10 protein-coding genes and 1 pseudogene are annotated in these 13,266 nt (G+C 36.5%); 9 read left to right on the plus strand and 2 right to left on the minus strand.

Annotated elements, in window-relative coordinates; genetic code table 11:
* Nucleotides 1-118 precede the first annotated feature (118 nt).
* The 8 genes from I6E70_RS16000 (at nt 119) to I6E70_RS16035 (ending at nt 7,179) form a co-directional block, all read left to right on the plus strand.
* Nucleotides 119-514: a type IV pilin protein gene (locus tag I6E70_RS16000; RefSeq protein WP_197189168.1), complete on the plus strand. Its 396-nt coding sequence runs from the start codon at nt 119-121 to the stop codon at nt 512-514.
* Nucleotides 508-966 (plus strand): type IV pilin protein, encoded by a 459-nt coding sequence (locus I6E70_RS16005; protein ID WP_197189169.1) that lies wholly within the window; start codon nt 508-510, stop codon nt 964-966. Before I6E70_RS16000 ends, I6E70_RS16005 begins: the two co-directional genes overlap by 7 nt.
* Complete coding sequence (locus I6E70_RS16010) at nt 947-1,366, plus strand: type IV pilus modification PilV family protein (RefSeq protein ID WP_269435126.1); 420 nt, start codon at nt 947-949, stop codon at nt 1,364-1,366. The genes I6E70_RS16005 and I6E70_RS16010 overlap by 20 nt, the downstream gene beginning before the upstream one ends.
* The gene (locus tag I6E70_RS16015; protein ID WP_197189171.1) at nt 1,363-1,968 is read left to right on the plus strand and encodes a prepilin-type N-terminal cleavage/methylation domain-containing protein; all 606 of its coding nucleotides are present in this window, start codon (nt 1,363-1,365) and stop codon (nt 1,966-1,968) included. Before I6E70_RS16010 ends, I6E70_RS16015 begins: the two co-directional genes overlap by 4 nt.
* Entirely contained in the window at nt 1,965-4,226 is a 2,262-nt protein-coding gene (locus I6E70_RS16020) for a hypothetical protein (RefSeq protein WP_197189172.1), read from the plus strand. Before I6E70_RS16015 ends, I6E70_RS16020 begins: the two co-directional genes overlap by 4 nt.
* Before the next feature lie 463 nt (nt 4,227-4,689).
* Complete coding sequence (locus I6E70_RS16025) at nt 4,690-6,156, plus strand: methyl-accepting chemotaxis protein (RefSeq protein ID WP_197189173.1); 1,467 nt, start codon at nt 4,690-4,692, stop codon at nt 6,154-6,156.
* Nucleotides 6,140-6,670: a DUF6436 domain-containing protein gene (locus tag I6E70_RS16030; protein WP_197189174.1), complete on the plus strand. Its 531-nt coding sequence runs from the start codon at nt 6,140-6,142 to the stop codon at nt 6,668-6,670. Before I6E70_RS16025 ends, I6E70_RS16030 begins: the two co-directional genes overlap by 17 nt.
* Nucleotides 6,671-6,759: 89 nt before the next feature.
* On the plus strand, nt 6,760-7,179 hold the full coding sequence (locus I6E70_RS16035) for a hypothetical protein (RefSeq protein ID WP_197189175.1): 420 nt from the start codon (nt 6,760-6,762) through the stop codon (nt 7,177-7,179).
* Between the two features lie 106 nt (nt 7,180-7,285).
* On the opposite strand, the gene I6E70_RS16040 is transcribed toward I6E70_RS16035, so the two are convergent.
* Both I6E70_RS16040 and I6E70_RS16045 read right to left on the minus strand, forming a co-directional pair.
* The gene (locus I6E70_RS16040) at nt 7,286-8,284 is read right to left on the minus strand and encodes a response regulator (RefSeq protein ID WP_197189176.1); all 999 of its coding nucleotides are present in this window, start codon (nt 8,282-8,284) and stop codon (nt 7,286-7,288) included.
* 3 nt (nt 8,285-8,287) lie between these two features.
* On the minus strand, nt 8,288-11,617 hold the full coding sequence (locus I6E70_RS16045) for an MHYT domain-containing protein (protein ID WP_197189177.1): 3,330 nt from the start codon (nt 11,615-11,617) through the stop codon (nt 8,288-8,290).
* 604 nt (nt 11,618-12,221) lie between these two features.
* On the opposite strand from I6E70_RS16045, the pseudogene I6E70_RS16050 reads away from it, so the two are divergent.
* Nucleotides 12,222-12,743: pseudogene (locus tag I6E70_RS16050) on the plus strand (IS481 family transposase); the annotation flags it as partial.
* Between the last annotated feature and the right edge of the window lie 523 nt (nt 12,744-13,266).

Genomic DNA, 13,266 nt, shown 5'->3' on the forward strand with positions numbered 1-13,266 from the left:
TTTAATAACAGAAAATTTTGAAACTTATTTATCGTACTAATTTCATGAATTTATTTGTTAATTTTTTAGATTAAACTGGACTTTTCCAGATTATAGAATCTCCTATTTTGGTTGAATAATGAATTACTCTTTTAAGCAACAATTTCGCTTTGGACCATCAGGTTTTACATTAGTAGAACTTATGATTGTACTGGCGATTACAGCTATCCTCGCAACAATCGCTTTACCTGCGTATCAAAACTATATTGAGCGCAGCCGTGCCCAGGTGGCAGGGGCTGATTTAGTCGCGTTATCAGTAGGACTTGAAAATCGCTTTCAACGCCAATTGAGTTATGAAGGCGCTACTACTGACAATGTTAATTGGTATCAGGCCTCTACTGATTACACTATTTCTATGAGCCTTACTGCGAGTACCTATACACTTAAAGCATCAGGTTCTAGTTGTACTCTCACTTTATCTTATATTGGTGAACGTACACTGAAAGGAAAATGTGGTGGGCTGAATTCTTGGTAAATCGACAATCAGGTCTGTCTCTTATTGAATTGTTGATAGTGGTAAGTATTGTTGGGGTACTCGCACTGGTGACTGTACCTTTCACACAATCCTGGTTGTATGAAGCCCAACTCAACGATGCAAAAAGCCAACTTAGTCAGGCTTATACTCAAGCCAAAGCGCTAGCATTACGTAATCCAGAAAATGTACATGGTGAGCATAATACAGCAGCTTGTGTAAACCTGTTGGGTAGTTTTATACAGGTACGCCAACCGAGTGGTACTGGATGTTCAGGGGGTGTTACCTGGCAAGGTAATTGGCCAATCGGAGTAGGGCTTGTCAGAAATAATGTCAATCTGACGGTTGTTTTCATTAATAATCGCGGGGCTATACTCATTAATAATCAGCCCAGTAGTAATTTAGAATATATATTAGCAAAAGGGAATGTGAGTTATGAAGGGATGCTTTACTAAAGGACTAGTCTATCAAAGAGGCATTTCTTTGATAGAAGCAATGGTAGCAATGCTGATTCTGGCTATTCTATTTCTTGGGATAGCTCAAGTCTTAGCTCGAGGGCTTGTTAGCCAACGCTATATGAATACTTATAATTTGGCTTTGCTGGAAATGCGAGAGCGTTTACAACAAAGTAGTGAAGTTAACCTTTGTGCTAATCCGGGAAGCTTAAACTGGATCAGTGATGTTAAATTGGTTTCAAACTGTCAAGAATCAGAGATTGTCATTTCAGTAGGTGGCATAAGTACATCTGTTATGACAAAAGTCGTTACTTTGTCTACCAATGAGAATGATATATCTAAAGAATTATTTGGTGGTGACGGCGTGATCAGAATAGCGGAAGGTTTAAGCGTTAAATGAAGCATCAACAGGGATTATCGTTAATCAGTTTATTAATTGGTCTATTAATATCTTCCATCGTTCTGATTGGAATGATGGTGATTTTTAGAAACACAATACAAGCCGTTGTGCCTACTGCTGAATCTTCTCGAAGCGATGGGGAGCGAGCCTCAGCTTTATTATCAGCTCATATGCTTTTACAAGATGCAGGATTTGGAGTTGAAGATGCAGCTTATGGTACGCACTTGCGTATATTAAATAGCAATGTGTTTTTGCCATTAGAGGCTCATCAAGGAGCAGCTGCTATTGGGGATACTGTTGTCTGGTTAAGCAATATAGGTGGCAGTATACAGTGTAATGGGTTACAAGCCGATCGTAGTGGTGGTTTGTGGCGAGTATCTTGCGATATAGCAATGGAGAGCATTACACCTACATCAAGGCTCATTTTACCTTCTCAATATAAAGAGGATACTGTAAATCCAATTATAATTACTGCAATGAGAACGTCTTGCCATCCATTTAGTATAGAGATCCCTGGTAAAATAATGATCACTCTGACAGTACAAAATTCAACACAGCGCGTGATTGATAGCTCTACTTGTGTAGTGAATTTTGTATCATGAAAAAAAATTTTAATATGACTAAATACAATACAGTGCATAGACAACAAGGAGCTGCGACGCTCACCATTTTACTCTTTGTCGGTGTGGCTATATCAATTGCTGTACTTGGTTCCTTTCGTTATATAAGGGGGTCACAAAGTCAGTCAATGGCTTTACATGCCCAAACTCAAGCGCAACGTACAGCATGGGCTGGAGTAGATATAACAAAGAAATACTTAAGCTCTCTTGATAGTACTCAGTTAGAAACATTAGTTACATCAATACCAATTAAAGTTGAACCAGGGCAAGTACAACAAAAGCTTAATGCTACGATCGATGATCCAAACCTCCAGCTCTCTATTTATAAAGAAAATGTGATTGATAAAATATATCTGTTTGCAGAAGTAACTGGAGAAACAGCTAAAAAAACAAGAGCAAATGCGACCTCTACTATTGAAGCTATTTTTGAGTTAAAGCAAGGGACTACGCAATCGTCTAAATCATGCGTTATAACGAGAACTGCTGTTATTATAGGCGCGAGTGATTTTACCGGAGGAGGGACTGACTTTCTTTCAGGTGATGCTTTGTCTGATATAGCTATTGAAGGTAATTTAAAGCTCTCTAGCTCTTCTAAAAGTGGTATATCTGGCTGTGTCAGCGGGGATGTATATATGAATGGGGGAGGGATTAAAAATGATGCAAACTTACTCGTAGGAGGGCGCTTTACTGTAGAGAGTATGTCGCCTCCAGTAAATGCAGGCGTTTGGGCAAAAGAAATTATTATTGGTAATACTGGCAGCGCATCTTATAACTTCCTCCGTGCAGGAGCTTATACGACTGTGGTATTAGATAGTAATGGAAATAATATTGGTACAGGGATCATTGGCGGAAAATTACTTGACGGAACAACTAGTTCATCTACTTCATGGGTGGCGGGAACATTAATACCAACTAAAGAGATTCCATTTGTTGTAGAAATGACGTCTGGAGAACGTTTACTTGTTGATTTAAGTGAGGCTACTATCGACGAAACGAACGGCTTTGTTAAAGGACATGTAGTCGAAGCTCTCGAGGGGACTAAATCTTTGCCAGCAGTATTAAAATTTAAGGCAACAAGCGTTACTGGTGGTGATATAGATGTGTATAGCTTAGAAGTGAACCAGCTTTGGGGACATGATATTGTCAGCAGTGGTTATGGAGCTAATTATCAAAGTGTTCTTTCGAATGGTCATTTTAGCATGGGGACTGGTGATATTGGTTTGCTTGTCGGGGGAGGTAACCTGACCGCTAGTCAAGGGGGATGCAGCAGTAGTTCGAATTGTTGGAATACTCCAAATATACTCAACCCAAGTGAAATTTCAGGTATATTTACTGTTGGAAACTTTACAGGGAATATTAAGCTTAATAATTTAACACAACAAACACCTAATCTTAGCCCTGGGTTACCTGGAATACCCTTTTGTGATACGCGGGTTGATGAAGTGGTCGCTGCTGATTTTAAATCATCAGCGAATTATATTTTTGAGGTGGTGAACCAAAAACGCCAGTTAACTGTTCAAAATGTGATGCTAGCTAACGGCACTAAGCTGGATGGTGTTTACGATCTTTCAAAGGACGATCTTCGTTCATTACATAGTCAGAGTTTTCTATCCTGTGGTTGGGGGAACGCGCATTGTTTTCGTGATTATGATGTTTGGGAATTAAATGGTGTATCGGCTTTTCCACCAGGGATTGCTTGGTTTGATAGTTCGTTGAAAATAGCTGGTGTGGGTAGTAATTATGCAGTAAATGGCATCGGGAAAAACCTTCTTAATACCATTATAGCTACAGGTAGTATTAACTTAACATCTTCAGGCCATGGTGATCTTATCGCCCCCAACTTTAACCCACAGGCTTTGTGCCAAGGTGACATTGTTCCAACAAACCTTTGTACGCAAGATGGTAAACTGATCGGTAATGGAGGAAGCGGCCTACCAATAGCAAATACTGCAATTCTTTCACAAAGTAACTTAAGTGCATCAGGTTGGGCAATTAATGGCCATGTTACCCTCGGGGGGGGAGTGCAAACTTCTGGAAGCAAAGTGACGATCACTGGTGCTTTAGTTGTTGGCTCAAATAACTCGTCTTACACAACAGTTGGAAGTGGTGGTTTGGAAGTGAATACTCAAAATTTAACTCAAGAACAACTTCAAACTACATGTAGCAACGATGATGAAAATAACTCACTCAATGGTTGGCAGTTAAAGCAAAGTGATCCCGTATGGACTCGCTATTTATAACCATAATTTTTTACTCTCGTATATATTTGAGAAAGCTGAGTTTTAATCAAATTGTATTGCTATATTGTGAGCTCTGCTGCTCTCACTAAAAATAGGTTATGCCTTTACTACCTCCATTTAGAGTTGAAAAAATTATAATAAATTTATACAATTAACGGTAGTAGTTTAAAAACGCTTGTCCAGTTTAATTGAATATGGAAGCGCTACCATGTTGCATAGTTAGTGCAACAAATAAATGAAGATTTTTAAGATAAAGCAACCATATTTATCTCCAGTACTACATAAACAATACTAAAGGTTTTCACTACCCTAGTTCAGTGAAAGTCATCCGGAAGCTGGGTATTAATACCCTATCACTATAGCAACATTCAGTTCCAGCAATGGTTAGAGATCCAATGCTGGGATGTCGGCTGTGAATAAAACCGCGGCTAAATTTATACTGGAAATTATCATTAGGAAGCCAATGAATAAAATTAATAGAGTCTTTACTATCGTCCTTACTTTTCTATTTATAGAATCGATACTAATAGCGTTTGTCTATAGTACTTATTATGAGGCGGTACTTATAGGCTTACCAGCATTGTTATTTCCACTATGGATGATGAAAACTGCACCTAATGCTGCTTTATCAAGACATGCATCAGCAATGGCTGCTATGATTTTTGCCGCTTTACACATTCATCAACTTAACGGCTTGATTGAAGTTCACTTCGAAATATTCATTATTATGGCAACCTTAATTATATTTAAGGATTGGCGCGTTTTTATCTCTGCCGTTTTTATAATCGCTGTACATCACTTTTCTTTTTACTTTATGCAAAAAGATGGTTTTGGGGTCTATCTTTTCGATAAAGAGCGATTCTCATCCTCAACAGTATTACTACATGCTGTTTATGCTATCGCTGAAGGTTTTGTTGCTGCCTATATAGCTAAAACATTGTATGAAGATAGTGAGGTTGGTAAAGAGTTGTCTCGAGTTATAGAGGAGTTAATTAGTAATAAAAATGAACTTAATTTAAAGCTTAGGACAACGACAAAAAATAAAAAAGTATTAGTTGGATTCAATGAATTTTTAAGTGTTTTAGATGACGTAATACTCGGACTGCGTAAACAAATTGAAGAATTTAAAGTTAACTCTTTCAATTTAGTTAATTCGAAATCGGAGTTAGAGGTTTCGGCTGCACATCGAGAGCAAGAAACAGAGTCAATTATATGTTCGATAGAAGAGTTAGCTATGACTGTGACATCGATCGCGCAAGACACAACTCATCTGAAAGATAAAATAACTGAAGCAAGTTCATCTACCCATGAAGCAAATGAAATAATGCAGGTTATCAATAAAGAAAGTGATAATTTGACAACTATATTGAATATTACGAGTGAAGAAATTACATCATTAGCAAACTTTAGTGAAGTAATTAAAAACGTTCTATCAGAGATATCGAGTATTGCAGATCAAACTAATTTACTTGCCTTAAATGCAGCAATTGAAGCTGCTAGGGCAGGCAATCAAGGAAGGGGGTTTGCTGTTGTTGCTGATGAAGTTAGGGCGCTTGCTAACAGGACTAAAGTTAGTACTGATAAGATTGAAAATACATTAGCTAAGCTAATAGAACATTCTAGTTCATCAACTAAGTCTATGAGTGATTCAGTAAAAGCTGTGCAATCTGTGATTGATTACGCAGAGCAGGTAAGTACTCTTCTTACTGTTTCCTCTAAGGTTGTTGTTGACTCTAGTGATATTGCTAATTCAGTTGCATCAGCCATAGAGGAGCAATCAATTGTTACAGCTGGGATTTCTAGGAATACAGAAGAGTTAGGACAGTTAAGCAGGAATGATGCTGAAAAAGTTAAGCAGGTAGCTTTGGGAGCGGATCAGATATCTAAAAGTGTGGAATTATTAGAGGTAAGTATTGCAAGCTTCAAATAATGTAAAATATTACCATTACTTAGTATTTGCAATATGGCTTGTTTTTATTGTCCTTGTGGGGTCAAATTTTATTAAATCCAGGTTAACTCCATTTGACCCTGAGGAAAAGTTAATTAATATCGATGGTATAGATTTAATTCGAGAAATACGTTCCATACCAGAATTAGAAAAAGTTAGTTTTGAAAAAACTTTAATCCACTTTACAAGCGAGGGATGTGGTTGTACACAGTTTAGCGAAAATCATAAAAGTGAAATCACAAGAAAAGCAATAAATGACGGGTTTAAAGTTGTGAATATTCACTTACCTGTCAAAGTGAAAACAATTATCCCATCTACTCCATCAATACTTATAGTGAGCAGCACTAGTGAGCTACTTTATTATGGACCGTACTCAACAGGTTTAGCATGTAGTGAATCGAATGGATTTGTTGAGCTTGTTTTAAATAATTATACAAGTGGTTTTAATTCAAATTTAATAATCAATGATACAACTGGTTGTTACTGTAAAATATAAAAGTATTACAGATAGGTATATTACACATTTTACCTTTTATTTATCTTCTCTTTATAAAATAGCATATGAAAAATTACCAAGAATATAGAATGAATCAACATGGAATAGAAGACGATAATTATTCAAGCGAATACTATCAATATAATGAGTTTAAAACGAGTAATAAGCCATACGCAATAATTAAAGGTAAAGCCCAACGTATCATATTTGAAAATGAAACATCCGGTATGAATGAAAAGAACTTAAGTTTTATTATTGAATCTCCAGTTCTTGATATGTGGGACATAAAGGTATACTCACCAAACTCAATTTTTGGAGATATACTTTATCTAGAAGATGATTTTTTTAAATACGGACCATTTTTATTTAAAAAGAAAGGCTCACAGGATAGTGACTTGAAGGTTCTCAACGGTAATTTAATACCTACACCTGAAGAATTGGATATTTTCCCAAACTTAAAACCAGGTTTAATATATGTTTGGACGAAGTCTAGTGTTACGAATGTTTGAATATGACGTAATAATCCGGACAATGCTAATGTGTTTTTGTTACTTGGCTCCTCAATTATTGAGAGTCATTTGTGACAGATATTACACTAAAAGTATTTTTTAATATTTAACGATAACTTTCTTGGTTTGAATTTTTTATTATTAGAATATCATCTAGTTTGCTTACAAATAGCTCAACTAGAGTCGGATCGAAATGAAGCCCTGCTTGCTCTTGCATATGCTTAACTGTTTTTTCTACACTCCATGCCTCTTTATAAGGACGCTTTGAGGTAAGAGCATCAAAAACATCTGCAACAGCAACAATCCTGCCTTCAACAGATATATCTTCACCTCTGATACCGTTTGGATAGCCTGAGCCATCCCATTTTTCATGGTGTTCAACTGCTAGTGTGTAAGCAAGCTGTAATAAAGGAGATGATGAATTTTCTAAAATTTTCGCCCCAATTAGAGTATGTTTTTTCATATGTTCGAATTCTTCGCTTGTTAACCGAGCTGGTTTCAATAAAATAGCATCAGGGATGCCTATTTTACCTATATCATGCATTGGCGCTGCTTGACGTAGTAATTCTGCTCGTTGTTCGGACATACCAAGTGCTAATGCGATGACTTTACTATACTGACTCATACGTACTATATGCTCGCCAGTATCTGTGTCTTTATATTCTGCTGCACGGCCTAGGCGTTGTATTAAATCAACATGCGCTTGTTTTAATTGTTCAGCTTGGATTAGCGATAAGTGGGTATTAATTCTTGCTCTAACAATAGCCGGACTGATTGGTTTGGTAATATAGTCTACTGCACCTACTTCAAAGCCTTTATATTCATCCTTTTCATCACTTAATGCTGTGACAAAAAGAATAGGAATATGTGATGTTTTAGGGTTAGCTTTCACTATCTGACAAACTTCAAAACCATTCATATCTGGCATCATAATGTCGAGCAAAATTAGTTTTGGCAGTTCTTTCTCAAGTAATGCTAATGCTGCTTCACCCGATTTAGCAAATGACATACGATATTGATTGCCTAACACTTCGCGCATTACTTTTAGATTAGCAGGCTCATCATCAACAATTAATACTCGTGGCCTATCTGACATAAGATTCATTAATTAATACTCATTGTTTGTTAGTTTTTCAATTAAAATTTCTAGTATTTTATGTGCTTTATCAAAATCGAATTCATCAAATGACTCTGCTAGCTGAATAACTTCCTCTTTAAAGTCACTGGGTGTACTACGTTGCAGTTTTGCTAACAGAGTATCATTGAGTTCTGCGTTTTGTGCATCTTGATATAATATGTCACATAAAGATTTAAGCTCAGACGGGAGAAGGATATCTTGATCTTTGTCATCTAATTTAGTGGGCTTATTACATGTATTATTAGCAAGTAATTGTGAAATCGTAGCGAGTTCACTTTTAATTTCATCTAGTGTATCCATTGAGAATTCACTACTTTGTTTTTGTTCTAAATCAGTTAATAACTCCATTAATGTTATTAAGCCTAGGTTACCCGCTACACCTTTAAGTGTGTGTACTAGACTTCCTAGATCATTAATGTTTGAGAGCTTTTCATTGAATAGCGTTTGAAAGTGCTTATGACTATCGTTAATAAACTTAGTGATCTCAGTTAGCTGCTTACATTTAGACCCCCAAAGGGCTAAACCCATATCAAAATCAATATGCTTCGCTTGAGGGTCGCTCTGTGAAATTAGCGTTTCTTTGTTTACTCCTAGACCTAGTACTAGTTCTATTTCTTGATTTAGCTGATTAATATCAACGGGCTTGTTTGCAAAACCGTTCATACCTGCTTTTTTAGCGGTTAGTTTGTCTTGCTGTAATACACTGGCTGTAAGGGCAATAATGGGGGTGTACTTAAGCTGTCTTTTATCTTCTATTTCTCTGATTTTCTGCGTTGCTTGTATACCGTCACACTCCGGCATATGTATATCCATTAAAATGACATCAAAGTCTTTCTTTTCAAATATAGCAATGGCTTCCAAGCCGTTAGATGCAATGGTTACAAGATGCTGATCTCGAGAAAGTAATATTGAAAGTAGTTCTGTATTTTGTTTAATATCATCAACTACCAACACCCTAAGTGCAGGTAATTGAGTATGTAGACCATCAAAATAGTCTATTCTACTTTCATCGCTCACAGCTAACGGCAATGAAAAGAAAAAGCATGTGCCTTTGCCTAGTTCACTTTCTAAGCCGATAGAGCCATTCATTAGTTCAACAAGTTGCTTGCTTATCGTTGTCCCGAGGCCTGTTCCACCAAATCGACGTGTAGTGGTGCCATCTGCCTGTTCAAAAGGCTGGAACACAGCTTGAATACGGTCTTTTGCAATACCAATACCAGTGTCCCGGACTTCAAAAAATAGATGATGCTTTTTAGTTGTCCCTACAGTTACTGTTACTGAACCTTTTTCAGTAAATTTAATCGCGTTACCAATTAAATTGGTCAGTATTTGTCTAAGGCGATCAGAGTCTCCATAGTAAGTTGTGCTTACAGATTCTTTAATATTGATCTTAAGGTCTAAATTTTTCTTTTTAGCGTCTAACCAAAAAGTAGAAATGATGCTATCTATAACTGGCTTTAAACTAAAGTGTACCGATTCGATAGTGAGCTTACCGCGCTCTAGTTTAGCGGAGTCTAAAATTTCATTTAATAATCGAAGTAATGAACGGGCGGCACTATTTACGACGACCAAATGCTTTTGTTGATCATGATTAAGTGTGCTGTCCATTAATAAGTCGCTAAATCCTATTATAGAGTTCATAGGCGTTCTAATTTCGTGGCTCATATTAGCCATAAAAGATTGCTTAGCATAGGCCGCTTCCTCAGCTTCAAATTTGGCTTGCTCAAGCTTTTCTTCATATTGTTTACGTTCAGTAATATCAATTAGAACACCGTCAACCCACTTTGGAGTACCTTGTGAGTTGAAATAAAAACTACCTTTATCTAAGAGCCATAAAATTTTGCCATTTCGATGTTTAATACGATATTCAACAGAATATTGGCCCTTTTCTTTAATTGCCTTCGTAATGGCATCAACAATTCGTAGCTTATCTTCTTTTATGACCAAATCGTTAAGTTCAATGGACTTTTCATTAAATTGACTGAAATTATAACCTGTTAAATCACTTATGCTCGGGCTAATAAAGAGCATAGTTCGTTTATCATCAAGCTTAAATCTAAATGCGACACCAGGCATGTTATTCATTAATGAACGGTATTTTTGCTCATTTTCAACCAAACTTTTTTGCAGAGCTCGCTGCTCTGTCAAGTCAGTTATAAAACCCACATAAAGAGGTTTATGGCTCGGTTGGTTTACTTCGCCTATACCTAGGCGAATAGGGAATAAATGTCCGTTTTTATGTTTAGCAAATATATCTCGTTTAGTCCCAATTATCTTTCCTAAATCAAGATTTCGCACATCTGAAAGATAGGCATCATAATATTTAGCAATACTATCATCCATCAACATTTTCACGTTTTGGCCTTGTACCAGTTTTTCTTCCCAGCCAAATATTTTAGTGGCAGATTCATTAAAACTTAGAATAATACCAGTGTGGTCAATAGTAACAATACCATCTATAGCTGTGGCTAATATTGCATTTAAGCGTGATTCATCGGCTGACTTTTCTTTAAGTAGCGTACGATAACGCACCATGCCATTTAAAATGGCAATTATACTAGTGATTACAACTGTTGTTGTAGCAACAGCAATAGCAATAAAAGTAAGTCCTGTATTGGAGTTTTCATCGGCATAAACGAATGGAGATGTAGCTACAAATCGTGCTGAGGCCATTCCCATATAATGCATGCCTGCAACAGCTAAACCTAAAATGATTGCACTAATCAAGTTATTTTGAACTGGTGTTAATTCTGGAAAAGCTCGTTTGAGGTTAAAACGTATATATAGAGCAATAAAAGAAAGAACAATGGCTAAAATTATTGATAAACAAAATGTGAGAGGCTCGTAACGAATAAGAGGAGAAAGATCCATTGCAGCCATACCACTGTAATGCATTGTTCCAATACCAGCTCCAAGTAGAACCGAACAAATTAATAATATTTTTAAGTTGCCATCATTATTTGCAAGCATTGATACCGCATACAAGCAAGCAAATAATGCAGGTAGAAAAGAGATTAGTGTAACAATTGGGTCGTAACTTATATTCGTACACAGTGAAAATGCGAGCATGCCAATAAAGTGCATACTCCAAATTCCGACGGAAAAAACAGTAGCTGCAGTTATATTAGCCAAGCGCTGATAACTCGAAAAGTTAGTTTCTTTCGCCAAGTCGATAAGCCGAATCGTAAAAAAAGATGCAAAAATAGCAACCAATATAGATATACATACTAAAACAGGATCATAAACGCCATTAATAATCAAGCTTGGATCTTGGTCAGTGATAAAAAAAGCGGATAACATAACGGCTCAAAATATAATCTTTATTTTGTAATGATAATCTAATTTACTTGTAAATAAATATATATTTTATAATGTATTCGATAATAAGTTATTCTCACTACTTTCGACTATAAATAGTACTAAAAAATTGAATGGTCATGAACTTAAAGTCGCTAAAAATTAATATACTATTTGTAATATCGATTCCTAGAAAGATGTCCATGAATAAGGGTTTTAAGCTGCGGTATTAGTGAAAAATTAACTTGCTTAATTTATCGTCAGTTCAGGTGTTTTAAAAAATCAATGCTCATTTTTTATTAATGAAAGGAGTGATTATTGATGGGAGTTATACTCAATAGTCGGCTTATTTTAAAGTTAAACTGTTTCAGGAGTATGTTTTTAAAATTTAATAATCGAATGATGAAAAATTATGACTTAATTGCTGAAAGATAATTGGATGGAGTTTTTATGAGAGTTTTCTTTTTTAGAGGCTAAATAAAAACTCAGTAATTATGATTAAAGCTCCTTAATAGACAAGCGAATATGCTCAAAATGTAAGTTGTATTAGTTCAGAAAAGATCTGACACATCTACTTGAAAAAGTGAGAGTTACCCGTTTTGATAAAGGTGTCGATATACTAATCGAAAATAACTGCCGTAAACCAAATGTAAAGAATCCCATTGGCGAAAAAATAGAGCAAGCCGTCATTAAATGTGCTGTTGATTATCCTGCTCACGGCCAACATAGGACCAGCAATGAACTTCGTAAGTTAGGTGTGTTTATCTCAGGTAGTGGTGTTCATTCAATCTGGTTGCGTCACGATTTAGAAAACTTCAAAAAGCGACTAGAAACATTGGGAAACAAAGTCGCTAACGAAGGCATTACCATTTTATCTGATGCTCAAGTTCCTGTGCTTGAAAAGAAAAAACATGATGATGGAGCCTGTGGCGAAATTGAAACCGCACACCCTGGTTACCTTGTCTCACAAGACACTTTTTATGTCGGCCACCTTAGAGGTGTAGGATGGTTCTATCAACAAACCTTTGTCGATACCTACAGTAAAGTCGCCTTTGCGAAGCTCTACACAACGAAAATGCCGATTTCAGCGGCAGATATGCTCAATGATAAAGTATTGCCCTATTTCGACATACGTCACTAGCAATGGTGGGGTGTGAAGCTCGGAAGACAATGTAGTCTTAAGCTCACTGAGGTGAGTTTTAATTCCAAAGTCGAATGTGCAGAAGAGACCACTCGTTATCTCCACTATGCTAGTTCGTGGGATGCAAGCATTATATTTGTTAGCCGTTGAGCCAGAAGTGGAGAGAAGCAGTGACAGCAATCCTTTTGGTTTTCGAAAACAAAGATCTTGCGCTGACGCGATTGAACAATTCTTCAAAGTATTATGTCGCAAACGTGCAGGAGAATGGGTACTTGGATGCGGATATTAGGAGTTGTTTCGATAATATCAGCCATGAGTAGCTTAAAGAACTTAAGTTTAGACAAACCAATTCTTTCAGAGTGGCGGAATGCCGGCTTCATGGGGGTGTATTGGTCAATAAAATTTGGCCACAGTTTTAGAATCTTGATATCTAACCTCAGATTCATTTGGCGCTAAACCGGCATTATAATGATGCGGCCTAACGTTGTTGTAATATCCGTTGATATAATCA

This window comes from Pseudoalteromonas sp. NGC95 (assembly GCF_015864705.1).
Classification (GTDB): Bacteria; Pseudomonadota; Gammaproteobacteria; order Enterobacterales; family Alteromonadaceae; genus Pseudoalteromonas; species Pseudoalteromonas arctica.